Source organism: Leptolyngbya sp. FACHB-261 (genome assembly GCF_014696065.1).
GTDB lineage: Bacteria > Cyanobacteriota > Cyanobacteriia > FACHB-261 > FACHB-261 > FACHB-261.
Genome location: NZ_JACJPL010000023.1, coordinates 38,839 through 63,285, shown reverse-complemented (window position 1 = coordinate 63,285; position 24,447 = coordinate 38,839). Strand labels below are relative to the sequence as shown.

Genomic DNA, 24,447 nt, shown 5'->3' with positions numbered 1-24,447 from the left:
CCTCAGGTGCCACTGCTTCTGAGGGGATTGCTCAAACATCAGCTGTTCAGGAAAATGCGCACAAAGGAGCCCCTTAGAAATGACCACAGCCTTACAAATCGGTAAGCGAGTGATTACTGCCGAAGAGATTATTCCCTTACTAACCAGTTATCAGATGTTGCCTCAGTTGGTCCGTGAGAGCCTGATTGATCAAGCGATCGCTGATATAGCTTGCACTGAGGAAGAAACTACAAGTGCTTGTGAACAGTTTTATGAGAGACGCCAGCTCACCTCAGAAGCAGCACGGCAAGCTTGGCTACAATGTCACGACTTGACCTTAGAACAGTTGCAAGCTCTAGCCACCCGAGACTTGCGAATTGAGAAATTTAAGCAGGCAACTTGGGGGCACAAGCTGCAAAGCTATTTCCTGAACCGCAAAGAGCAGTTAGATAAGGTCATATATTCCCTAATTCGAACTCACGATATGGGAATTGCTCAGGAACTTTACTTTCGAATTGGCGAAGGAGAGCAAACCTTTTCTGAGTTAACCCGCGAGTATGCCCAGGGACCAGAAGCGCAAACTGATGGCTTAGTTGGCCCCGTAGAGCTGGGTAAGCTCCATCCAACCCTAGCCCGCATACTCTCGTTGAGCCAGCCCGGTCATCTTTGGATGCCGATTCATTTAGGGGAATGGTTCGTGGTTGTCAGGCTAGAGAAATGGCTCTCTGCCCAGTTCGATGAAGCAATGCGCTGCCGTCTCTTGAATGAACTCTTCGAAAACTGGCTCCAAAAGCAAATGCAGCAGCAGTTCGTTGAACAGCAGTCTCACTCTACTTCTAATGCTTTTCTCTAAAACTGAAGGACTCTAGCCAGTAAGTCGGTTCGACCTGAAACTGGCTAGAGCCTCAAAGTATAAGCAATAAGCAAGCGGCTGAGGTCAGTCCCAATCCTTGTCAGAGGATATCAGCTGAGGTCAATGGCCTGCGACTTCTGCTGCTTGCGCTTCAACTTGCGTTTAACTAGGGTTCCTGCCCCGAAAGCGCTGAGTGCTAGCATACTCAAAGCTGTTGAAGGCTCGGGTGACTGAACCTCCGCCTCAACTAGGCTAAAGGTGCTTCTTTCCCCTGAGCTCAACTCTAAGGAACGAGGGTTGTTCAAAAAAGGTAGGCCAATTCGAAATAAGTTTTCATTTATAGGTGTAAAGCTACCTCTTCTTAAGTACCGTTCTTCTTTCCATCTCAAACTCCTGTCAGTATTCAGTATCAAGGTTGCTGTCTCGTATTGAGTCTTAATCCTGAAAGCCTCACGCGAACCGCTGGGTGAGAGGTCTAGTCCTAGGTAGAGAAGGTTATTATTAGGAATTTCTAATTTTATAAACTCTCGACCACTGACATTAAAAGCTGACCCTGTACCTGCACCTACACCTATTCCCCTTCCAACTGCTGCTCTTAATATCGGATTGCGTGGTGGTTCTCCTGCAAATCCGGCTGTGATCTTGAAGCCATCAGCAGTCTCACAACTAGAGAGCGCTCTTCCTAAAAGAGGATTACAGTCTCCACGATATAGCTTGTACTCAGGATCAGTAGGAGCAAGGCTTTCATAATTGTCTGCACGTGGCTTTATGAAAGAAAATGCCTGGGCTGTAGTGGGAAAAGCCAAACTGCTGATCACAATAAGGCTGAGGTAGAGCAACGGTCTTCTTGAGTTCATGGATTCCTTGGTTGTTCTCAATACTCAGATGTTGATGGACCGAGAGAATTCAGATTATCGATCTCAGACTTGCTCAGCAGAGCGTCAAGTCGTCTGCCCTAGAGAATGCACTGAACTGGTCTGAATTCCTGTCTGTAACTGACTGAAATGGTAGTTAGATATGGTCAGCTTTTAAATGTCTATACAATTGCTTTACTTAATATTTACTTAAAAAATATATGATTTAGATGGATGTTGCCCTCATTTGCGTAGGCGTCTCTCATACATGAATTCTTCAGAAGTTAAAATTCAGCATCTAGCTATTCCTAGTCGTGCTAATTTTTACCTCGAAACCGGTTTTCACTCGCAGAAACTGTAGAATCATAAATTTCTGTAAAGCTAGACAAAAGCTGCAGGTTTATGCTCAAGACGAAGCCTCTCAGGGTAGGGCTACCTGTTATGAATTCGAAACAAAAATTTGCTTTAGTCAACGAGCTCAATGGCTCAAATTGCTTATGCTAGCAGAACTTTTTGAATGTCTTCTTTTTTAGTAAGTGGGTTGTACAGTGAAACAAAAGTGGACTTTGGAACTGAGAAGGTTGAAACTAGTAGGTTCAGTAGCGCTGTTCTGGCTGTCTACTTGTGGATTGAGCGCCCTCGCTCAATCCACAGACCTCAGGCCTGATACCCTCGCACCTCGTAATTTAGGCACTAGGGTCCAACCTATCAACGGACGCACCCAGCAAATCCAAGGTGGAACTCAGCGGGGCACTAACCTCTTTCATAGCTTCTCGGAATTTAATGTGCCTGAAGGAAGAAGTGTATATTTTGAGAACCCTACCGGAGTCACTAATATCCTTAGTCGAGTGACAGGTGCTAATTCCTCCAATATTGCCGGAGTATTAGGTGTTGGGGCACCTGGTGCTATAGGGGCGGCTAATCTATTTTTAATTAACCCAAATGGCATTATTTTTGGGCCAAATTCTAGATTGGAGCTTGGAGGTTCATTCCTAGCTAGTACAGCAAGCAGCTTGCGATTCAATCATTGGGAATTTAGCACTACAAACCCTCAGCCTGTACCTCTGCTGGTTATAGATGTTCCAATCGGTTTGCAATTTGGCGATTCTCCAAAGGATATTGTCAATCGTTCTTCAACCAATGACATAGGTCTACAAGTTCAGCCAGCAAGAACTCTAGCGTTAGTGGGAGGAAATGTAAGACTAGAGGGGGGATTGATAACAGCTTCAAATGGCCGAGTTGAATTGGGGGGAGTAGCAGGACTAGAAACGATAAAGTTCAGCTTGAGGGATAGTGATATTTACTTGGATGCCCTTCCTGCCAACGTAGAACGAGCAGATATACGGCTTAGAAATAGTGCGAGAATTAGTGTTGATAGTGGTGCCATTAACATCCAAGCTCGCTCTTTTACTTTGGATTCCTTTCCTACTCAGATTTCTGCTTTAGGCTTAGAAAATCTAAATGCAGGTAATATTACAATTTCTGCTAGCAATTCTGTTGAACTCTTTGGTCCTATATTATCTGTAGATAGATTTTCTGGTAAAGGAGATGGGGGAGTTATCTCTATTGAAACTGGAAGGTTAAGCGTTTCAGATAGGGCAGTGATTGAAGCCAATACGCGACCTTCTACTATAGGCAGCCCTGGGAATATTACAATACGTGCAACAGATTCAATAAGAGTAAGGGGGAGTAGCCAGATTAGTGCATATCCTCTTGAATACAGCATGGACAGCCCTAATAGCAGCGGCGGAAGCTTAATTATCGAGACCGGAAGCTTAACTATTCAGGATGGCTCGAAGGTTCGGGGAAGACAAGTATCTGTGTATGCCTCTAATCTTTTAGAATTAATTGGTACTTCAGCAGAAAATAACCTTGCGAAATATGAAAATGATCGCACCAGCTTATTGTCTGAAACCCAAGATAATAGAAATGCTGGAGGCATAAGCATTACAACTGGTCGTTTAATCGTTCGAGATGGAGCATCGATATCAGCTCGCACAAATGGTTCAGGTCGAGCAGCAAACTTAACTATAGATGCCTATGACTCGGTAGAACTGAGCGGTACCTCAGCTTTCAACGAGCAGCTTGGTAACAGATTTCCCAGTGGCTTATTTTCGGGAACATCCGGTAGTGGAGCTGGTGGGGACTTAACGATTAGAACAGGACGACTTCTTGTCCAGGATGGAGCTTTGGTTTCAGCTCGTACCCTTGGTGCTGGGAATGGAGGCAACATCACTGTTAACGCAAGTGTAATTGAAGCACTCAACGGTGGACAAATCCTCACTACTACTAATAGTAGTGGATCGGCGGGAAATATTACGCTTAATGCCACTGATAATATTATCCTCTCTGGGAGTGATCCAATCTTCACTGCTCGGCAAGGCCAATTTGATTCAGATCTACTCAATCCGGATGGCCTTGCTAGCGGTGTGTTTACTCGCACTCAAGGTACTGGAGCTGCTGGAAGCTTAACGATTAAAACCGGCGAGCTACTAGTTTCAGATGGCGCTCAATTGAATGTGAGTATTGAAAGAGTAAGCAATGAAATAGAGAGTGATGCAGGTATTCTAGATATTGAAGCCCGCTCTGTTCAGCTAGATAGAGGAGCAATCAGGGCTATAACTACCTCTGGTAATGGGGGGAATATTGAATTAAGAATTCAGGACTTGTTATCTTTGCGGCGTAATAGTGAGATATCTACCTCTGCGGGTAAGGTGGGTGCTGGTGGCAATGGCGGGAACATCACAATTGATGCTCCAGGTGCCTTTATTCTTGCCGCTCCTTTAGACAACAGTGATATCACGGCTAATGCTTTTGAGGGTGGGGGAGGAAGGGTTCAAATCACAGCACAAGGCATTTTGGGATTAGTGCCACGAACCTTAGAAGATCTCAGAACTGTGTTGGCAACTGAGGAGCCGAGCCAACTGGATCCTGATCGCTTGCAAACTAACGATGTCACCGCTATTTCGCAAACTAATTCTGCCTTGAACGGCCAAGTAATTGTTAACGCACCCGATGCTGTTGACCCCAACCAAGGATTACTCAATCTACCAACAGATGTACTGGACGCTACAGGACTAATTGCACAAGGCTGTTCAGTTCCTAGCGGGCAAGTTGCCAATGCCTTCACTGTTACAGGACGTGGTGGGTTGCCTCCTACACCAAGAGAGGCGCTCAGGAGCAGCTCTGTCCTGGCAGACCTAGGGACACCTGCGCCCCAAACGGGAAATCCCTCCAGTGCTGCTGTCTCGGCTCAACCCACTAGTTCACCGCCAGCCCCGATTGTAGAAGCCCAAGGTTGGGTCAAGGGGGCTAACGGGGAAGTGATCCTAACGGCTCAGGCTCCTACGCCGAACTCACACAGTCCTTGGATATCCTCTACTGCCTGTCGTGTGCCTTAGAGAGAAATTCTCCAAAACGAAACTGAGATAGAGCTAAGTTCAGCAGGGGAGATTTGAAAGTTGGAGGGAGCAAATTCGATGGGTTTTGCTCACTGAATTTCAGTTGCCTTGACGTCGATAGTATTAACAGTATTGACGTCTGTATTGCTGCTGCTGTTGACGGCTGTGTTGGTCGTGGTTTCGAGCGGTTCAGGCTTGGGAGGACTCAGCAGTAAGCCCAGAACTTGTACTACGACAAAACCTATGGCAGCTAGATCATCTAATTTCCCCAATCCTGGAAACACATCGGGCAGCAGGTCAATTGGGCTAAGAAGATAGATGAGCACCCCTAACAAAACCCAGGGGCGAGTGGCTGGGTTGCGGAACCAACGGGAGAGAACAGTCAGAGTTCGCATCTTGGCCAATGGTTCAGGGCAGTCTCTCCATCTTGACGCGAAACTCCGTAGCTAAGTTCGGCTTGACGGAATTCTTGCAAACCTCGATACTCCCTGGCTAGGGCAACCGTAAGCAAGACTGAGTGAGCAAGACTGAGGAGTAACAAACGTGACAGGACGTGGGTGGTATTGGGATGGCTGCAAGCTGGGTATGCTGCTCGCTCTGGGGTGGGCCAGCACCTCTAGCGTTCTGGCTCAGGTAACGCCTTCACGGGTAGCCAGCATTACCTACACGCCTTCACTGGATCGCAATCGCTTCTCGACTGCCGAACTGGTTGCCCTCGACGCCGATGTGACAGTTGCGGCTGATGCTGAAACGCGATTGCGGCTCTACGAGATTCAGGTTTCCAAGATGGTAGAAACAACGCGCTTCCTATGCGAGCCCCAAGGACCAGCGCCACTGCCGGGACCTGGCGTCGACTGGACTTACCGAGCCAGTAACCGCAGCCTGATCGGTCGCTTTCGCCTATCTTGTAGCGTCGTCAACGATTTGAGCCAGGCGTATGGCTTGTTACCACCAGAAGCGACAAGCATTAATATCAACAGGACTGTTCAGAATTACAGCATCCCAGTCTTGCGTGTGGCTGGACCTGGTAAGGTGAGCCGATTTATCAATTGGGTCTGGAGCCTACCTCGACTGGCTTAGCCCTGCTGTTGGCCCAGCTCCGCATACCAGGTATGCATAAATACTCAAGACTCTACAGAATTGGGATGACGGCATTTGCCAAAGCGAGTGACAATAGAGATCCGACACCCGATCAACTGTTTGAGCCTTTGATGCCTGTTCTTAAGCGCTGTGATTGAGAGCTGGTTCACAACTCATCTTGATGTATTACATAGAGTCTTAACCTCACAACAGTATGGTGAACCGCAAACAGCGCTTACCTGGACCGAGGTTGCAACGAGTGCTGGGGGCTGCTCTGTTGCTCAGTTTGGTTGGGCTACCGTTGCAAGCGCTGCCCAAACTTAGGCGAGGGCGGGAGGGACGGCTGCTGCCGGTCCATTGGCAAGGTGCTCAAGCACTAGCGCCTGCAACCCCCCGCCTCAGCGGATTGAACCGTAAAGACAGCCGTAAACTCGGCCAAATCTCCGGTTGGTCCTCTCCGCAGACTCGTGCCCGTTCTGGTCCTTGGTCCGGCAGTCTGTATATAGGCATGAACTCGCAGCAGTTCCGTCGCTATACCAGTGATGCCAACTGGGAGGGGTTAGCGATCGCCCGACGCGGAAACGGGGGTCAGGCGGTGCGGCACTATATGCAGCCGGGAGGCGAAGGACTATACACCCCGCCGCCTGATCTGCAACTGGTGTATGCCAGAGGCTTTCTGAGCTATGCGTATTTTGTTGATGACCGCCTAGTGGGGCTGCGTTTGGTGCCCGACCCTCAAGAAGAGGGTTTTGTACTATCGCAACTGATGACGTTGGTGCAAGCCTGGTTTCCAGATAACGCTCTGACGGTTTATTACCAACTCGCGCCCGATAGCCAGGACTTGCAGGTGCAGGAAGCGCTAATCGGCCAACTCCCAGCTAGTTTTCAGGGCGACCTCGGGCGGAGTGGCTCCCAGCCCTTTTGTCGGGTCGACTTTCAACCGGGCACTGCAATTGCTAACCCACCGACCCAATGCCGCTTGCTTATCTCAGCGCAGACTTTGCCCGTTCAGTAATCTGCTCGGTTAGCCCGACCGTTAAAATGGTGAGATCGTTCACCCGTCCACCCTTTTAAGTCATGCAGGTTGATGAGTAAGCCCCGCATTTTCTCCGGTGCCCAGCCCACTGGCAATCCGCATCTGGGCAATTATCTGGGCGCGTTCCGCAACTGGGTGGAGCAACAGGAAGCCTACGAAAATTATTTCTGTGTGGTCGATCTGCACGCGATGACCGTGCCTCACGACCCGCAGGAATTGAGGAGTAATACCCGCAGGTTGGCAGCGCTTTATATTGCCAGTGGCATTGACCCAGAACGCTCTACCATCTTTGTGCAGTCTCAGGTCAGTGCTCACGCTGAAATGACCTGGCTGTTCAACTGCATCACGCCGATTAACTGGCTGACTGACATGATTCAGTACAAGGAAAAGGCGGAACGGCAGGGCGAGAATGTTGGTACAGGCTTGCTCGATTACCCCGTGCTCATGGCGGCAGATATCTTGCTGTACCAGACTGATGTGGTACCGGTTGGTGAAGACCAGAAGCAACATCTAGAGCTGACCCGCGACATTGCCAATCGCTTTAATCACCTTTTCGGAAGCCAGGAGCAGCCCGTGTTTAAGCTGCCAGAACCCTTGATTCGGGCTGAGGGCAAGCGGGTGATGAGTTTGACCGATGGCACTAAGAAAATGTCTAAGTCGGACCCGTCAGAGCTGAGCCGGATCAATCTGCTCGACTCGCCGGAGGAAATTACCAAGAAGATCAAACGCTGCAAAACTGACCCAATCCGAGGCCTAGAGTTTGACAACTTGGAACGGCCAGAGTGCAATAACCTGTTGGGGCTTTACCAGATTTTCTCTGGCAAAACCAAGCAAGCGGTAGCTACTGAATGTGCAGACATGGGTTGGGGGCAGTTCAAGCCTTTGCTGACCGAAACTCTGATTGAGGGACTGAAGCCGATTCGAGAGCGCTACGCTGAGGTGGTAGACACTCCCGGTTATCTCGATACTGTGCTGCAACAGGGCAGCGAACGCGCTGCCGAGGCAGCCAATGCAACCCTGCATCAAGCTAAGGCTGCGATGGGGCTCCTAATGCCCTAGCCTGGTCTGTGAACCCTACCCTGACCCTAGAAATCAACCAGATGGAAGAATAGAATGCCCAAGGTCTAAGGTCCAAGGTCCAAGGTCTAAGAACTGAGAACACGTAATTTGATGCGCCCGACCCGGTGAGTGATGTGCCCATGACTGCTCCTATTCCCCGTCGCTCAGCGCTAGCCCAAGCCGCAGCACGGGGTGAGTTTTTGATTACTGCAGAGGTGGCGCCGCCCTGCGGCAGTGACCCGTCTTTGATGCTCAGTCACGCTCGCCTGCTCAAAGACCGAGTCCATGCGGTCAACATTACCGACTGTAGTCGGGCTGTGTTGCGCATGAGTGCTCTGGTTTCATCAGCGCTACTGTTGCGTGAGGGTATCGAGCCAGTGTGCCAGCTAGCCTGCCGCGACCGTAATCGTCTGGCTTTGATGGCCGATCTGATGGGGGCCTCGGCGCTGGGGGTTTGGAATGTTTTGGCACTCACGGGCGATCCGGTCAAAGCCGGCAATCACCCAGAAGCGAAAAGTGTCTTCGATCTGGAGTCAGTGCGACTACTGCAATTGATCAGTAAGCTCAATGCTGGCCTTGACTGCCGCGATCAGCCGCTCTGTGATGGGCCAACTGAACTGTTTGCGGGTGCTGCGGTAGATCCGCAATCGGGAAGTTGGTCGGGATTGCAGCGACGGTTTGAGCGTAAGTTAGCCGCTGGAGCCCAATTTTTTCAGAGCCAGATGATTACTGACTTCGATCGTCTGTCGAAATTTATGGACCAGGTGGGTAACCCTAGCGGTAAGCCCGTGTTGGCTGGCATCTTTTTACTGAAGTCGGCTAAAAACGCTCAGTTTGTTAATCGCTGCGTACCAGGTGTCAATATTCCAGACTCGATTATTGAACGCTTAGCTCAGGCACCTGATCCTTTAGCCGAGGGTGTGCAGATCGCGGCTGAGCAGGTCCGTGCTGCACGCGATCTCTGCCAGGGCGTTCATTTGATGGCGGTCAAGAAAGAGAATTTGATTCCTCAGATTCTCGATTTAGCAGGCATTGCTCCTCTGTTTAAGATCCAGAACTAGGATCTACTAGGACCAGGCTCTAGAAGTTGTTCTTGTCTGGTACTGGCCTGTCTTTGAAACCCCAAACGTTAGTCTTGATATTCCTGATACTGTGTATTTGCCATGGCTGATCTGACCAATCCCCAAACCAGTTCTGCTTCGCTTGAAATCTCTCCGGCTACTTCAGAAAAAGAGCCCAAATATGGTGAACGCCTGATCGAAGAGGGAGGGTTGATCACCTTCCCTAACCCTCGACCGGGACGGGATTACGACATCCAAATGACGTTGCCAGAGTTTACCTGCAAATGTCCGTTTTCGGGCTACCCGGATTTTGCAACCATCTATCTCACTTACACGCCCAATGAGCGGGTGGTAGAACTCAAAACGATCAAGCTTTACATCAATAGCTATCGCGATCGCTATATCTCCCACGAAGAAGCGATTAATCAGATTTTGGATGACTTTGTTGCCGCTTGTGATCCTTGGCGGGTGCATCTCAAGGGTGACTACAACCCGCGCGGCAATGTGCACACCGTGGTTGAGGTGCATTACGACCGACAGAAGGGGTTTGGAGTTAGAAATTAGCTGATTTCCCCTGAGCAAATTTAGGTTAGGAGCGGCGAGCCAGTAGGCGAGCCGCCAATACCCCCCCTAAAAAGCCAAACAGGTGCCCCTGCCAGGAAATACCAAAACTTGAGGGCAGGACACCCCAAACCAGGCTGCCATAGAGAATACCAACTACCAGCGACACCAGGATCGAGCCTAGTCGTCGCTCGAAATAGCCGCGCAGCAGCAAAAAGCCGAGGTAGCCGAAAATCAGGCCACTGGCTCCAATGTGAATAGAGTTGGGCGAGCCGAAGAGCCAAACCCCAAAGCCACTGACCAACTGAGTCACCACCGTCACCACAAAAAAGTCTCGGGTGCGGTGCAGCATCGTGAGCCAGCCCAGGACCACGAAAGGAACCGTATTGGCAATTAGATGCCCCATGCCCCCATGCAGAAAAGGCGCAAACAGGATGCCCCGCAAACCAAGCAAGCTGTGGGGACGAATGCCATAAAGGTCGAGCGAACCGCCAAAGACAAACAGATCCGCCAGCTCTAGGAGCCAGAAGATGGCGACGGAACTGCCCAGAATCAGGGCTTGAACTTTCAACTCTTGGGTGATGGCCTTAGTGTTTTCCTGGCTCATTCCTGTACCTCAGGATTAGATAGTTCATAACGAGTACATGCTCTTTTGCAGTTCACTCTTTCCATTCAATTGGTTTTGGGAGTCGATGAGTAGGGGTTCGAGTACTTCTATTCCTGGACCGAGGACATCGGGAGACTTGCTAGGCCAGCTATTAACCGCCCATTAATCAGCTTAAAAAGTGATTCAGGCAGTCACCAGGCTCCGCTTTTATGAACTGAACTCAGAAGACTGAGGAGTTCGGATTTGGTAATGCTCTCTGATTGATACAGCGTTACCAGGAGTTTGGACATTGAAGTAAAAACAGAAGCGTAGTCAATAAAATTACAGACTGAGCGCAATGCCTGTCCTAACGTGTCATGGGGATGTAACAACAGCGCGGAAATCTGGGGTTGCCAGCCATCTCGGGTATTAGTGACTCGAATCGTGTAAGAGCGATACGAAAACTCAACCTGCTGCTCAGAGTTTGCGTGAGCGGTAAGAGTATCCCTTAGATGGAAAACTGCTCTCGGGCTTTGGCTTGACTCTTGGCGCGCTAAAGCTGCGGCTCTACAGGCTCCGCGGAGCTGCTGGCGGTTCTCTTGTAGATCTTTACTAAGAGCTGTGAACGCCGTACGGGTAATTAGCAACGCCTCATATTTCTGAGTCAATTCCTTATATAAACGAGTTGTTTCTTGAAGATTTTTAGCTAGTTTTTCACATAAAGAAACTACGTTTTCCCTTAGGTGGAATCCTTCTAGACCCTGCAACGTTTCGTCAAATGTCGATTGCTTAAGTAGTGGGTTACTCTGAATCACGGAGGGCTTTAGTCAGGAGTACGTAAACTTATTGAAGCACACCTGCCACTTCAAAGTACCGCTATTAAGTTAACTGAGGAGAGCTATTTGAAGCAGGGCAGTAACTCTATAGTTCACCTATGCGAGTGTCCTATTCTGCACAACGCCACGGCAGGCAAGTAGTACTCAACTTTTTCAGTTGAGTCCGGAGTTGAGCTTACCCAAGGACAAAAGTGAATTCTCGGCCTGGGTGACGAGGCCGAGCCAGACAAGGCAATTTGGCGCCTTCTACCCGAGTAGAAGCTTTCCTAACCTCGCAGACAAAAAACCTTGAGCCTGCTGCTGCGGTTGTTGCACTCAGTTGCCCAGGCTGTAAAGCAGGCTTCAAAGCTCTGAAGCTCGCACAGCACTTGATGATTGGGGGCAATCACACTAAACATCAATTCGCCATTGGTACCCATCTGCAAGTGCCACCAGCAACGGCGGAGCAAACGTGTGAGGGGCCAGTGCTGCTGCTCAACTAGCCAATACTGAAATTGGTCAGCCAGGTGTTGGGTGCTGACAGCAGCAGCTTTGCGCTCTTGCAATTCCAGAACCAAGGCTGCGGCGATAGGGCAACGAAGGTGGTCAGGCGAACGGTGAGATTCCATAAACCTCGGCAGGCGAGTAATCTATTCCCTCAAGTGTTCCATGCGCTTGGGAGATCTGCCAATAGAGAGATGCAACTTGAGCCTAAAAGCAGCACTCGTATTTTGTTTGCTCCCGTTCTCTCCACCCCTGAGACAGGTAGAGAATGCCTAGGAACTGTACGGCCGGCGGCGTTGGCAGGGCTAGCAATTCGGGCAGACGTGCCGAGCTACACACCAGTAGAGGCTTGGTCGCCCCCAGTTCCCCTGCATGTTGGGACGGGCAAAGTATGGCTTAGCCTTCTATTGAGCTCTAGTGAATAGCTCCTAGCGGACCCAAGCTAATTGGCGCCAGCCAAGTAGGACGAGTGACTAAGCGCTATCAGAGCGTTCAAACCGAGACCCTAGAATTTGCGCCTTGGTAGACCGTTTCAACTACGCCAGTAGTTCTCTACTGATGGTGTGATGATGTTGTGATTGTTTTGATCCCGCCTTAGTCTTAACGTTGGTATTAGCGTTATGTGCGTTGCTACAACATTAAGCATTAAGATGGGATTAAGCTCTCAGCCTGTAACAGAATAACTTGCAGGTTTCAGTCATACAGACAAAGCTCTATTAGTCATTCACTACTGGTTCTTCTATCTGTCCTGGCAATGCACCTGGCAATACAGATTTTGCAGAAGCTGCTCTCAGGCTCAACAACAGAGATGAGCCTTTAAAATTCTGCTGGGCGGACTCAGTCTCAGGGGTAATTACACTGGAGCGCAGCCCAAAAGACAAGTTGAGCGAGAGCGTAACAGCGATTGCTAAGAGTAGTTTTTCAAGCATATTAGCCTCCCTCAACCTTGGGAAATTCAGAATACGACTGGCGGTGGCTCTGACGCATCATCCAGTTGACTCGCCCGATCAGATGAACCTAAAAGCTTTGGGAACTGAGGGTGAAACTGAGCTGCACAGGTAGAACTGGTGCAACCTCTAATCAATAACGCTCAATCGACCGGCTTGCAGAACTTCTAAGACTTGAGCAATGAGTTGTTGCTCAGCTAAATTGCACACCAGCAGAGGGATCAGATCGGATAGCAGAAGATGTTGTTCAGAACGGGTGATTTGACCTGTTTCTAGAATCCTGGCGACGAGCTGGGCGATGGCAGGACGGGGCTGGGAAGTGGCGTTGGCAACAGTCATCATCGAAGTGCCCTGGTGAGATGACTCTCACTGTAGGACGACTGCTAGCAATCTGCATTCCCAATTTAGGCGAGTTTGCTTGCCAGGTTAGGCCACTAGCATTGCCGAAAATGGCAAAGAAGAGTTCCAGATTCAAACTGGGCTGACAATCGCTGACAGTTTTCTGCCAACAGATTGGTAGGAAGGCGGCATGACAGGTCTTAGCTTTTCTCTTAAGCTCTAAATCAACAGAGCTTGACGTGATTGATGCAGTTTGTTGCGCGACTCCAAAGACTAGAAGAACGCAAGAACCTGCTTCGATCAGAATCTAAACTTTTAAACTTGTCTGTTGCCACTGATCTCTACGTATATTCCGATCTTTTCCTCACAAATACCGACGTTGAAGCCTGCTTGCTGGAACCCAATTTAAAAGTTAGGTGCATACCCTGAGGGATTTGACCCTCGTTCAGTTTGATACTCCTCTCAAAGAGTTCTTCACCGCCATGCTAAAACTAGTCAGCCTCGCCCTTCTAGAAGTCCTCACTGAGCTTTCGCCCATGGGCACTGTTGCCAATATGCTTGACTATGTCTATGGCTCAGCCGAGTTCCGCTTCAATACTCAACCTCTAATTAGAATTGAGCTGGTTTGCGGAGAAAGCATTTAGTTTAAGGTTCTTCAAGTCAGGCACCTGAGCCCAACTCAGGCACTCGATTGCAGATATCTCAGAACAGTGCTCTAAAGTGGCAGTTTTGGCACTGGCAACTCGAAGATTTTAAGGGAAACGGACAAATTTAAATTAGCAAAGCCCTAGCCGAAAACAGTAGGGCTCTGCCAATCAATTCAAATACAAAACCTAATTTAAGCTACAGCAAACTAGCAACCTACTGTAGCTATTAAACCAAACTAGGCTCTTTGAATCAGATCGATGTAGTAGCCATTGTCCCTAGGAGAGGCTGAAGCGGTCAGCATGTGATCGCGGACCTGACTTGGTATTTCAGCCGTCAACATACGCTCACGAATTTTAGCTGGGATTTCAGCCGTCAGCATGTGGTTGCGGACCTGACTTGGTACTTCAGCCGTCAGCATGTGGTCTACAACATCCTTGGGCAGCGTAGCTGTGAGCATATGCTCAACTGAAGGACTGCGGCTAGCGGTTACCCAATCAGCTGTGGTCGCAACAGAAATCGTGACGACAGCGGCAAGAGCAGCGGTTTTAAGTACAGTGTTCATATCTTTTACCTCAAACTATTTGCTGAGGAACCTTCCTCAACTCTTAAGTTACCACCAGTATTGTTTGAGTGTCAACAATCTGGCCGTGAGATTTCTTCTCCAGTACTAGAGAGCCTGCAAGTGCGGTCAGAACTGGAGAAAAGCAGTGGTTCTCAGTGACGCAACTAGTTGCTCTCGATTACTAGCTGCGGTTCTGCCCTCTGATGCAGCCAGTGCTCCAGAAAACCTTGCAGCCAGGTCTTGAGTAGAGGACCGTAGAGAGCATGCTTTTGAAGTTGCTCAGTGCGAGACTGTGCGCCTGGCAGACTGAGCTGTTCAGGCGCAGTGGCGGTCCATCGTTCCATAATCGTCTGGGTCATCTCTGGGTGAAACTGGAGGCCGTAGGCATTTTGGCCATAACGAAAGGCTTGATTAGCGAACGTTTCCCCAGTTGCTAGCAGCACCGCTCCCGTAGGCAGCTCAAATCCTTCCTGGTGCCAGTGGTAGACCTGCATGGGCAAAGGGATTTGCGCTCGCCCCTCAGGGGTGGGCTGGATCCGAAAGTAACCAATCTCCCGCAGACCCTCAGGATGGGGTGCGACTCGGGCTCCCAGAGCCCGGGCCAGCAACTGTGCTCCTAAGCAAATGCCCAGGTAAGGTTTGCCAGAAGCTAAGACCATCGGTAGCCAATCGAGCTCTGTGCGAATAGAAGGCAGAGTTTCGCTGTCATTAGCGCTCATCGGCCCACCAAAGACCACGACTGCTGCATGGTTCTCTAGATGTGCTGGCAATGGCTGCAAACCGGGGCAGCGCATGTCCAGTTCATAGCCTTGCTGTTGAAGAAGCTGCCCAACACTGCCAGACTCAGAAGTCTGTTGATGCACGACTAGCAAAATTTTTTGTGGGGTCACAGGGGTAGAGCTGAAAGGGTACAGTTATTACCCTTGTACTGTGCAGCCCTTAACCCTGATCCGCTGAACTAGATCACCTTGGGCAACGAGTCCTTCCCGAATCACCCGCGCATAAAGCCGACTCCACCCAGGGTGCCGTTTCTGCGAGATCCGACTGAAGTCGCCGTCGATAAAGCAGGAAGTGATCTGTTTACAGGGGACGGCATAGCTGGTGATCTCCAAACAGACTTGCTCGCCAACCTGCAGCTGGTCGCCAACCTGCAATTCTGGCCAATCTAGACCCTGAATCGTTAAGTTCTCGCCCGTTGCTCCTGGCGTGATTGGATGTCCTTCGGCTTGCAGAGCTTGCAGATGTTCGTAGGAATAGAGCGAAACTGCCCGTGTCGGTCCTCCGTGGAAGCGTCGATAGCGCTGCTTGTCCCCTACCACGCCCTGAATTTGTACCTGAGTTTGCGGTACAGGATGTTTGGGCACGCCGCCTTTAGGGTTGACATTGATTTGAATCAGGTAAGCCATCTGATAAACCCTGAAAGCGTTGCTGCTGTCTTCATTACGTCCTGCCAATGCCCGTGACCATGCCGTTCACTGGGTCAGTTCTAGCCAGTCTTACAGGGTAGTGCTTTCTGCCACCTACACAGCCGGATCTGTCTTCAGGCATATTCATCCTGGACAAGTGCTCTCCAACAATGGACTCAATCTGAGGAGGAACTGAACGATGCACAGACTATTTGGCAGCCTGCTAGTCGGTGCCACCCTTTGCACAACCCTGCCCGTACAGGCGCAAACTGCTCCAGCACGAGTCTCAACTGTTCAGGTGGCAGCTCTAGTAGAAGCTCTGCGTCAAGCTGCCCCCAAAACTGGCATTGCGAATGATGGGCTTTACAGCGAATGGCAAGTGATGCCAGGTAACATTCCGCGCTGGTCGAGATCTTGTATCGGTCGCGAGTTAACCCCCGCGCAGTTTGAAGCCAGTCCAGCGACGGCCCGCAATGTCTTGACCTGCGTTATGCGCGATGTTTTGCAGGACGAGTATCGGGTCAGCGGCAATGAGTCTGTCGCGGTACGTCGAGCTGCCGCTTGGTGGATGACTGGGGATTCAGATCGCTATAACAGCGCTCAGACCGCAACTTACACTCAACAAGTGCTCAGCTACTATCAACAAGCCCGCTCCAATTCCAACCGACCGGCTAATTCACAATCGTCGTCCAGTCAGCCTAGAACGACGACTCAGCCCTAGATGCTCGGGTTAGCCTGATCTCGTTGATCAGGTTAATGTTTTTGGCAGCTTACTTGTAAGCTGCCAAAGGCGATTGCAAGTTATTAGTAATTTAATAGGTAGTGTACAGGGCAATATGCTTTGTAGAGCAGAGTTTTGTAAATAGCAATAGAAGTTTTTGTCTTCGCGGGCACAATCGGGCTTAATCAGAACCCTAGCTTTTGGTGGGGCGCTAGATCGGTAACAAGTAGCTTTTGGAAAGAGGGAATTAAAGGCTTGATGTTCTTAAATGTTCAGAGCCTGCTAGAGTCCATAATTTTTAGAGGAACTACAGCCATGAAGGCTTCTGATTTGTCCAAAACTGTTTGGACTGGTGTTTTTGCCCTGATTTTAACGATTTTGCCCTTGGCTTTGTCTGGCTGCGGGCAGAGCGGTACAGGTGGAGGTACGGGTACCGATGGTACTGGCGGCACAACAGGTGGCACTACAACAAGCCCAGGTGTAGGTGTTGATGGTACGGGTACAGGTGGTATAACAGGTGACACAACAAGCCCAGGCGCTGCAACTCCTGGTACACCAACAACTCCCTAAGGCGTTTTCCTAGAGGGTTATACCTGACAGAGCAATTGCCTTTTCTACTTACTTTTCCCTACTTGCTTTTCTACTAGACAGTCTGGTTAGGCTCGATTCATTGAACCGAATGGGTCTAGCCAGTTTATTGTGTTGCAGTGTCTATAGATGAGTCTATAGATGAATCGATCAGATGAATTCAGACACTAAGATTGCAATCTTTTTTGCACCCTGTAGATTTCAGCTAGGCAGCAGGAAGCTAATTTTTTTCCTGACTGAGCAAGCCTAAACGCTCTTGGCCGGAAGGACAAAGGTCCAGAACAGGACAGCGCTTGCAATCTGGATTGTAGTAAAAACAGCAGCGCTGTCCATGCATCATTAAGACCTCGTGGTTGTCGTAGACCTGTTGAGCATTCCAATCGGGCGGCAATTGGGCCTCTAATAGGACATGGGCAGGACCAACTGCTACTCCAGCCGGGATAAGCTGCAAGCGCTGAGCAACTCGATGGTGGTGGCTATCGACCGGCAGTGCTGGACGGTGCAGACGGCTGAAGATCAACACGGCAGCACTGGTCTTGGGGCCAACACCGGGCAACGATTCCAACCAAGCTCGGGCTGCTGGCACCTCCAGCTCGCCCAGAAAATCTAGAGATAATTCGCCACAGTGCTCACTGATCAGCTGGAGCACCCGTTGTATCCGAGGCGCTTTCTGTTCAGGCCAGGTACAAGCGGCAATTGCAGCCTCGACTTCCTCTAAAGGGGCATCACGAACGGCAGGCCAGGTTGGAAAGCGAGCCGTTAGGCTTTTGAAGGCACGGTCTGAGTCAGCGTTATAGGTGCGATGCGATAGTAACGACCAAACCAGTTCACTGATGGGGTCTAAATCCCGAAAAAAAGGTACAGGGCAACCATAAGCTTGGCAAAGCCGCTCATGGATCAGCATTGCCTTTTGCATTAGCTCTGGTGACACAACCACTGTCGGACTCAGAGTCTTAGATCTTTTAGTATTACTCAAATTGGGTATTAATCTCGTTCGATTTAGTTTTTAGGCTAACCTTACAGCTTTAATTGCTAGCTGATCCTCTTTCTTGTGGCATAACTCTTCGCTTGGGCTATCAGTAAACTAGACAGGTGGTTCAGACTTCACCAACAGCTCCAAGTTTTCACCAGAGAAACCTGCAACAGTTCTACCTCTGTCTACTGAGGTAAGTATTGAAACTAGCTCTAATTTACAAGGAAAAGACCAGTTATATTCAATGCCTGCAAGAAGCTTTATTCGAATCTGGGTGAAAATTGAGCCAGTATCACCGCAATCCAGTGCGCCAGATCACGAGGCTGGCGTTAACACAGCATAGGATGGAAGAGCAAGAGAGAGTAAAGCTAGGCCTTATCTTTCCTAATCTCAAGGCGTCAAGATATTGACCTGCTCTGACACAATTCTCAAGGGCTAGCGACAGCAATGTTAGAGCTGATGCTAGCTGATGCTGTCGTTTATAAATCTCGATTGGATTAGGCGGCTAATGGTCTTGTTTCTTGCCCTCTACCACAAGATTTGGTGAGCATGCTGAACACAACTGAAGTTTTGATTCACAATTTTGTGGATCAACTTAAAGACGGTTATCGGCGCAACTACGGCAACTTGAAGCGTGACTATGAGGACATTATCGGGTGGGTGGGGGTAATGGCCTTAGAATACATTGCCAACAGCGATGCGCTCTATCACAATGTTGACCACACAATTCTTGTCACCTTAGTAGGGCAAGAAATTCTGCGGGGCAAGCATATTCGAGATGGTCAAGTTTCTTGCGAAGACTGGCTCAATTTTATTGTTTCTCTCATCTGTCACGACATCGGTTACGTCAAAGGCGTTTGTCGGGGAGATACCGAGAATGAGTACGTGACTGGACTAAATGGCGACCAGCTCAAACTGCCTCCTGGTGCATCAGACGCAGCGCTGCAACCGGTGCATGTCGACCGAGGTAAGTTGTTTGTTGAAGAGCGATTTGGTAGTCACCTCTTGGTCAAGGAGGGCGTGATCAACGTGGACGCCATCAAGACCAACATTGAACTAACTCGCTTCCCGGTTCCTAGTGCCGAAGACCACCAAGACACTTGCAGTTACCCAGGTTTAGTCCGAGCTGCTGATCTCATTGGCCAGCTCAGCGATCCTCGTTATCTGACTAAGATTAATGCTCTCTTTTATGAATTTGAAGAGATTGGCGTCAATCAGGAGCAGGGCTACCGTAATCCAGATGAACTGCGGCAGGGCTACCCAAACTTCTATCGAGCCAAAGCATATCCTTACCTCCGGGACGCTCTAGACTATCTAGCCTTGACGCAGCAAGGCCGACAGATCACAGCCAACCTGGACTTCAATCTTCACCGGGCCAAGGACCGAGTCACCTTGTCTTTTGGTGGGCCCTTAGGAAGTGTTTACGGGAGTGCCTTGGGGAGCAGTCAGGTTTGAGACGCTGAGGTTATCAATGAGGTCATCAATCTGAGGTCACCCAGGCACTCAACCAGCGGCTCAACTCTAACGCCGTCGCTGTCCGTACATGGCTCGCAAGACCACGGCTGGGTCAATGCGGCGACCATTATAACTAAGCCCCCAGTGCAGGTGGGGACCTGTCGTCCGCCCACTCATGCCAACCCGTCCAATCGGTTGACCTGTTTGAACGACTTGGCCGTCCCAGGTTCGCACTCGCCCTTCGGGATCTTCTAAATAGGCCCGACCGTTCGCGGTTAAGACTGTGCCTTCCATATGGCAATATGTATGCTTCCAGCCCCCCGAGCGGACTACCAGACCTGTACCGCAACGGTTATCGCTAATCACAGATTCAACTTGGCCGCCCCACCAACTCCGTACGTAGCTGCCGCGTGGTGCTGCAATATCCAGGCCACTGTGAAACTCAGAATTGACAGGACCACCGCTATCGGCATGGAATGGCGAAGAACGATGCCCGAACAGCGAGCTATAGCCCCGGAAGTTATCCACTGGAAACGAGGCATGTCGCCAGGTAGAGGCAGGAACACGCTGCGATTGAGCCGGGAGCGGGCTAACGAGAGCAGCGATTGAGCTAGTGACAATTCCAGTGAGGGCTAAGGTAGACCAATATCGACGGTTAGCACACCGTCGCAAATGAAACAAATTCAGCATGAAGGATTCGGTGAAACGGCTACACCACACTCAAAAGTCGATCAGAGGAGAGTTGACAGGAGGTGATCTCCCCAGAATTGGGGGCTACTTCAATTCACCGTCCCCAATTCTGCCACACAGCAAGCTTAGTAAAGTTGTCTAAACAGCTTTCTCCGCATCTATACGTTGACAGGGAAGGTTTTATAAATCGTCTCAGGACTTTCACGGAAACTTCATAGTCAGCCTGCTAACGTGGTGCCCATGCTGCGATCCCTTCTCTGGCTTGTCCGGCTTGGTTTAAGCGTTGGTTTGGGAATTGTGCTGAGTTTGGGGCTGAGCTTGATGCTCAGTCTGGTACTTGCAGCCTGTACCCCAGCACCTTCGATACCTTCACAAGCTTTGTCCCCCGTTAGTGAGGTTGAGCCTAAAGCTGAGGTGCCAACTGAGCCTGGGGCTGAATCTAACTCAAGAGTCTCAGCTGAGGCTATCAGTCAGTCCTCTAACCAAACAAGACAGGCGCAACCCGCGTTGGGTGCTGCTTCCCGCCCTGGCTGGACTGATCAACTCAACTGGAGCACGGTACGCAGCATTGAGGAGTTTGAGGGAGCAACCCTGCTTGACCGAGTCAATGCGGCCCAGTCTGCCATCGTGACCGCAGGTGGCGGCGTGCTCTTCTTTCCAGCAGGCACCTATCGCTTTGAAGACAGTTTAGAACTCAAGAGCGGCGTTATTCTGCGAGGGGCAGACCCGAAGGGCATCACTCATGCCCGCGATGATCAATACATGCCACCTACGCGGTTTGAGTTCCCTGCCCGGGGCTTCAAATCGATTAATTTAGGTCAGGCTGAGACGGCTAGCAAGATTGGCGTTGTCAACTTGACGCTCAATCATGCTCGTATTGCCCTCAAAGCTCCACGCTTGAGCAATTGCTTGGTCTATGGCAATCGCATCACTCATGCTGTAGGGCAAGAAAAGCGGGTGCCACAGGATTGGCAGAAACCGGAGCAACGTTGGACGGACCGTCATTCCAGCGCCATTGAAGTGTCAGTTTGTGAGAACGTTTTAGTAGCCAACAATCGGCTAGCCCGTGCAACTGATAACTTTGTGCAGCGAGGTTATGTGCTGCAAGAACGGGGCGGCACTCCCAGAGTGACAACCGAGCGGGATGTTGTCTTCGACTACGACAACCGCTATGGCATTCGGGTTAATCGTGAGGCCACTCAAGCCAAACCGGCGACACCGGAAAGCGATCCCCATCTGTTTCGCAAGGGCGTTATTGTTGCCGATAACTATGTTTTTGTGAGCGGTCGAGTTGGCATTCATGTTGGTGGGGACGGGGCTCAAGTGCTGCGCAATTTCATTCAAGGGCAGCGGGCCGAGCGCAATACGGTCACTGGCATGCGTTTAGCCAAAGGTCACGATACCAACGAGCACCGCGCCATTGATATTGCTGGCTGGAATTACCGCATTGAGGACAACGAGTTCTACGATTTTCGCAGCAAGCTAGAGGGAGGACGTTATAACCTCACCGATGGCGAAGGTATTCTGCACCAGGAATCGAGCGGGACGGAAGCTCGGGGCGGCAGCATTCGTCGTAACCGGGGCAATGCCTATATCGGCATCTACAAAACTGGTGTTGCTACAGACTTAAGAATTGAGGGCAATACGCTCACTGATGGCGCAGATATTCTGCTAGCAGCTGACCGCAATGGTTCGCCTGGGTTAGCTCGTAACAACCGCATTACCAACAACACGGTGGCGGGCAATATTACCCTCAGCGGCAGCCAACCTGAGTCCAAAGATAACGAAATTAGCGGCAATACCCGCCCCAACGGCACCGGCAAAATCCGTTTAATCGGTCAGCCAGTCCACAGTAAGGACCAGCGAGGTACGACAGCCCTGGCGAGAAACCAGGGCTTTAGGGTGGTTGAGGATTGAGCCCAATCTCTGAACTGGGCTCAGTAATCTCAACTCAACGAGTTGGGACTAGTAATCTCAGCTAAGGCTATAGCGAGCAACCCAGGCATCATAAGCGCCTGCATTCGAGGCTCCGGCGAAGGCGCTGAAAGTTTGACCAGTTACATAGACACTGCCCAGATTATCCACGGTGATGCCGTAGGCTTCGTCGTCGCCTGCGGTGCCCAGTTGCTGAATCCATTGCAGCGCTCCGTCCCCACTGAATCGGCTAATGAACGCATCAGAGCCGCCAATCGGCGTGCTGCCCAGCAGGGCTCCTTTGGTTTCACCAGCGACGTAGACGTTGCCTGCACTATCGGTGGCAATGCTTTGGCCTTGGTCATCGCCTGCGGTACCGGCCTGTTGTAGCCAAATTCGGCTGCCAGTATTGTCGTATTTGGCAACGAAGACATCCGTCGCGCCAGCAAAGGTTTGCCCAGGCAGAGCGCCTGCGGTTTCACCTGTGATGTAAATGCCGCCCGAACTATCTACTGCAATGCCCCGAGCATAGTCACTAGCTGCACTAGCCAGAGTTTGGGACCATTGGAAAGTACCGCCACTGTTGTACTTAGCAATAAAGGCATCTCCACCACTAAAAGAGGGCGTACTACTGCTCAAGTTAATCGTGGCATTGCTAATACCAGTGATGTAGACATCGCCAGTTGTGCTATTAACCGCCACACCGTAGGCAGCATCGGCATTATTCAAATTTAGCTGTCGGCTCCAGCTTAGATCGCCGCTACTGTTGTATTTAGCAACGAAGGCGTCGGCTAGACCAGGTGTTCCTAGCGAAGCAGTAACGCCCGACAGATAGACATTGCCGCTACTATCTACAGCTAAACCAGTTGCTAACTCGATGCCAGCAATATTCAAGTTTTTCTCCCACACTTGACTGCCATCGCTGTTGTACTTAGCGATATAGGCATCTCCCGAACCGGTGAAGGAAGGGGGTGACGGAGCCGTGACGTTTCTAGCACCCGCAACGTAGTAGTTATTGGAACCATCTACAACAACGCTCGAGAAGCCGTCCCGGTTAGCACTATTGGCACCATTCGGTTTACGAGGACTGTTAGCGGCAGCAACATCACTGCTGTTGTATTGCGCTAGGAAAGAATCAGAACTACCGCCAACAAAAGCACCGCCTAAATTGCCTTCGGTTGCACCTGCAATATAGACATTGCCTATTTTATCGGCGGCAACTCCATAGGAGTAGTCATTGGCTGCGCTACCTAGCTGTCTTACCCATTGCAATGTGGGATTGAGGTTTGGATTAGGGTTTGGATTGGGAGTAATAGCCGTCGGGATAGCTGTAGCACCGAGGGTGTAGCGGGTGTTCACGCCGACACCGCCCGAAAACACCCGAATATAGTAATCGCCCGCGCCTAGATTACGACTAATCGACTCAGTGGCACGACCTAAGTTATTAGAGCTTTGCAGCACAGCCCCGCTACCGTTGAGGAGCTGCAGATTGGCATTCGCCCCCATGCTACTAAGCGTTAGAGCACAATCACTTGTCTCTGCTAGGCTAAAGCGATAGTAGTCGTTGGGGTCCGTTACACCGACAAAATCCGCATAGGACGTGGGTGTAGAACTAACCCCTAAGGGGCGAGCTGCTGGTAAATTGTTGCCTGGATCTGGCGAGGCATTTAAGTTAAGGCCGTAGGCTGTGTTGCGCACCCCTTGAGAAACGCGGATATAGTAGAGCCCCGCGTTCAAGGTTCTATTAATGATTTCAGGGTTGGCGCCAGGGCGATTAGATGCCTGTAGCACGTTACCCTGACCACTAAGAAGCTGTACGTTGGCGTTATTCCTCAACCCGTTGAGCGTTAGGTTAAAGGTACTGCGAACGCCGACATTAAATCGGTAGTAATCGACAGAATCGGGATTGCCGACAAAGTTTGTATAGCTCCGAGGGCCGGTCAACCGTCCCAAACCCTGAGCATTGGGAATGTCGTTGCCAGCTAGGTCAGCAAAAACGTTTAACCGATAATTTGTGGCAGCTCCAGCTCGGAAGATCCGAATAAAGTAGTTGCCTGCATTGAGCAGCCTGGTAATAATTTCAGGTGCGGTGCCAGGGTTCAACGAGTTCTGAATGACTGCTCCCTTGGCGTTGAGCAGTTGAGCATTCACATTTGAACCAAAGCCATCAGCAGCTAGTCTAAAGCTACTGCGACTATTGACGCTAAAGCTGTAGTAGTCATTAGCATCGCGGGGGCTAATCGACTCTGAGATGATCTGCGGGTTAGCTGTGAGCGTTAGCTCTCTGGCTGTCCCGCGTGTATTCCCTGCACTATCAAGCGACATACTGTCTTTACGTGGCAACACGCCCATTCTCTGGTGCGCTCGCTACCCAAGCCAGATCATATCGGTGAATTTGCAGGAAGCCGGCATGAA

24 protein-coding genes are annotated in these 24,447 nt (G+C 50.4%); 12 read left to right on the top strand and 12 right to left on the bottom strand.

Features of this window, described 5'->3' with window-relative positions; translation table 11 throughout:
* The first annotated feature begins 79 nt into the window (after positions 1-79).
* The gene (locus H6F94_RS14440; RefSeq protein WP_190802943.1) at positions 80-832 is read left to right on the top strand and encodes a peptidylprolyl isomerase; all 753 of its coding nucleotides are present in this window, start codon (positions 80-82) and stop codon (positions 830-832) included.
* Positions 833-942: 110 nt separating this feature from the next.
* Here H6F94_RS14440 and H6F94_RS14435 read toward each other — a convergent pair whose 3' ends face one another.
* Positions 943-1,710, bottom strand: coding sequence for a hypothetical protein (locus tag H6F94_RS14435; protein ID WP_190802942.1), 768 nt, complete (start codon positions 1,708-1,710; stop codon positions 943-945).
* 524 nt (positions 1,711-2,234) lie between these two features.
* Here H6F94_RS14435 and H6F94_RS14430 point away from each other — a divergent pair.
* Positions 2,235-5,087 carry a beta strand repeat-containing protein gene (locus H6F94_RS14430; RefSeq protein WP_190802941.1) on the top strand — a complete coding sequence of 951 codons (2,853 nt, stop codon included), beginning with the start codon at positions 2,235-2,237 and terminating at the stop codon, positions 5,085-5,087.
* Positions 5,088-5,176: 89 nt separating this feature from the next.
* On the opposite strand, the gene H6F94_RS14425 is transcribed toward H6F94_RS14430, so the two are convergent.
* A complete protein-coding gene (locus H6F94_RS14425; RefSeq protein WP_190802940.1) occupies positions 5,177-5,482 on the bottom strand; it encodes a YkvA family protein in 306 nt (101 codons plus the stop codon).
* 148 nt (positions 5,483-5,630) lie between these two features.
* Between H6F94_RS14425 and H6F94_RS14420 the strand changes: the two genes are divergently transcribed.
* From H6F94_RS14420 to queF, 5 genes are all read left to right on the top strand, one after another.
* Positions 5,631-6,167 (top strand): hypothetical protein, encoded by a 537-nt coding sequence (locus H6F94_RS14420; protein WP_190802939.1) that lies wholly within the window; start codon positions 5,631-5,633, stop codon positions 6,165-6,167.
* A gap of 214 nt (positions 6,168-6,381) precedes the next feature.
* On the top strand, positions 6,382-7,182 hold the full coding sequence (locus H6F94_RS14415; protein ID WP_190802938.1) for a hypothetical protein: 801 nt from the start codon (positions 6,382-6,384) through the stop codon (positions 7,180-7,182).
* A 72-nt stretch (positions 7,183-7,254) separates the two neighbouring features.
* Positions 7,255-8,262, top strand: coding sequence for a tryptophan--tRNA ligase (gene trpS, locus H6F94_RS14410; RefSeq protein WP_190802937.1), 1,008 nt, complete (start codon positions 7,255-7,257; stop codon positions 8,260-8,262).
* Between the two features lie 140 nt (positions 8,263-8,402).
* Positions 8,403-9,323, top strand: coding sequence for a methylenetetrahydrofolate reductase (locus H6F94_RS14405; protein WP_190802936.1), 921 nt, complete (start codon positions 8,403-8,405; stop codon positions 9,321-9,323).
* A gap of 102 nt (positions 9,324-9,425) precedes the next feature.
* Positions 9,426-9,887, top strand: coding sequence for a preQ(1) synthase (queF, locus tag H6F94_RS14400; protein ID WP_190802935.1), 462 nt, complete (start codon positions 9,426-9,428; stop codon positions 9,885-9,887).
* Positions 9,888-9,912: 25 nt separating this feature from the next.
* Here queF and H6F94_RS14395 read toward each other — a convergent pair whose 3' ends face one another.
* From H6F94_RS14395 to H6F94_RS14385, 4 genes are all read right to left on the bottom strand, one after another.
* Entirely contained in the window at positions 9,913-10,491 is a 579-nt protein-coding gene (locus H6F94_RS14395; RefSeq protein ID WP_190802934.1) for a rhomboid family intramembrane serine protease, read from the bottom strand.
* A 1,081-nt stretch (positions 10,492-11,572) separates the two neighbouring features.
* Positions 11,573-11,914 carry a hypothetical protein gene (locus H6F94_RS14390; protein ID WP_190802933.1) on the bottom strand — a complete coding sequence of 114 codons (342 nt, stop codon included), beginning with the start codon at positions 11,912-11,914 and terminating at the stop codon, positions 11,573-11,575.
* 591 nt (positions 11,915-12,505) lie between these two features.
* Positions 12,506-12,718: a QAALIT motif small membrane protein gene (locus H6F94_RS33740; RefSeq protein WP_524537852.1), complete on the bottom strand. Its 213-nt coding sequence runs from the start codon at positions 12,716-12,718 to the stop codon at positions 12,506-12,508.
* 147 nt (positions 12,719-12,865) lie between these two features.
* Positions 12,866-13,078: a hypothetical protein gene (locus tag H6F94_RS14385; protein WP_190802932.1), complete on the bottom strand. Its 213-nt coding sequence runs from the start codon at positions 13,076-13,078 to the stop codon at positions 12,866-12,868.
* Between the two features lie 413 nt (positions 13,079-13,491).
* Here H6F94_RS14385 and H6F94_RS14380 point away from each other — a divergent pair, with 413 nt between their 5' ends.
* Complete coding sequence (locus H6F94_RS14380; RefSeq protein ID WP_190802931.1) at positions 13,492-13,719, top strand: hypothetical protein; 228 nt, start codon at positions 13,492-13,494, stop codon at positions 13,717-13,719.
* Positions 13,720-13,958: 239 nt separating this feature from the next.
* Here H6F94_RS14380 and H6F94_RS14375 read toward each other — a convergent pair whose 3' ends face one another.
* The 3 genes from H6F94_RS14375 to H6F94_RS14365 all read right to left on the bottom strand — a co-directional run bounded on the left by H6F94_RS14375 (position 13,959) and on the right by H6F94_RS14365 (position 15,691).
* A complete protein-coding gene (locus H6F94_RS14375) occupies positions 13,959-14,285 on the bottom strand; it encodes a hypothetical protein (RefSeq protein ID WP_190802930.1) in 327 nt (108 codons plus the stop codon).
* A 164-nt stretch (positions 14,286-14,449) separates the two neighbouring features.
* Entirely contained in the window at positions 14,450-15,175 is a 726-nt protein-coding gene (locus H6F94_RS14370; RefSeq protein WP_313949296.1) for a glutamine amidotransferase-related protein, read from the bottom strand.
* Positions 15,176-15,202: 27 nt separating this feature from the next.
* Positions 15,203-15,691, bottom strand: coding sequence for an MOSC domain-containing protein (locus H6F94_RS14365; RefSeq protein WP_190802929.1), 489 nt, complete (start codon positions 15,689-15,691; stop codon positions 15,203-15,205).
* Positions 15,692-15,890: 199 nt separating this feature from the next.
* Here H6F94_RS14365 and H6F94_RS14360 point away from each other — a divergent pair, with 199 nt between their 5' ends.
* Both H6F94_RS14360 and H6F94_RS14355 read left to right on the top strand, forming a co-directional pair.
* Complete coding sequence (locus H6F94_RS14360) at positions 15,891-16,412, top strand: hypothetical protein (protein WP_199320438.1); 522 nt, start codon at positions 15,891-15,893, stop codon at positions 16,410-16,412.
* Positions 16,413-16,727: 315 nt separating this feature from the next.
* Complete coding sequence (locus tag H6F94_RS14355; RefSeq protein ID WP_190802928.1) at positions 16,728-16,982, top strand: hypothetical protein; 255 nt, start codon at positions 16,728-16,730, stop codon at positions 16,980-16,982.
* A gap of 238 nt (positions 16,983-17,220) precedes the next feature.
* Here H6F94_RS14355 and H6F94_RS14350 read toward each other — a convergent pair whose 3' ends face one another.
* Positions 17,221-17,931: an endonuclease III domain-containing protein gene (locus H6F94_RS14350; protein WP_313949295.1), complete on the bottom strand. Its 711-nt coding sequence runs from the start codon at positions 17,929-17,931 to the stop codon at positions 17,221-17,223.
* 591 nt (positions 17,932-18,522) lie between these two features.
* Here H6F94_RS14350 and H6F94_RS14345 point away from each other — a divergent pair.
* On the top strand, positions 18,523-19,428 hold the full coding sequence (locus tag H6F94_RS14345) for an Npun_R2479 family HD domain-containing metalloprotein (RefSeq protein ID WP_199320437.1): 906 nt from the start codon (positions 18,523-18,525) through the stop codon (positions 19,426-19,428).
* Positions 19,429-19,494: 66 nt separating this feature from the next.
* On the opposite strand, the gene H6F94_RS14340 is transcribed toward H6F94_RS14345, so the two are convergent.
* Positions 19,495-20,118, bottom strand: a complete 624-nt coding sequence (locus H6F94_RS14340) for a M23 family metallopeptidase (RefSeq protein ID WP_190802927.1) — start codon at positions 20,116-20,118, stop codon at positions 19,495-19,497.
* 240 nt (positions 20,119-20,358) lie between these two features.
* On the opposite strand from H6F94_RS14340, the gene H6F94_RS14335 reads away from it, so the two are divergent.
* Positions 20,359-22,035, top strand: coding sequence for a right-handed parallel beta-helix repeat-containing protein (locus H6F94_RS14335; RefSeq protein ID WP_190802926.1), 1,677 nt, complete (start codon positions 20,359-20,361; stop codon positions 22,033-22,035).
* A 57-nt stretch (positions 22,036-22,092) separates the two neighbouring features.
* On the opposite strand, the gene H6F94_RS14330 is transcribed toward H6F94_RS14335, so the two are convergent.
* On the bottom strand, positions 22,093-24,357 hold the full coding sequence (locus tag H6F94_RS14330) for an SBBP repeat-containing protein (protein ID WP_190802925.1): 2,265 nt from the start codon (positions 24,355-24,357) through the stop codon (positions 22,093-22,095).
* Between the last annotated feature and the right edge of the window lie 90 nt (positions 24,358-24,447).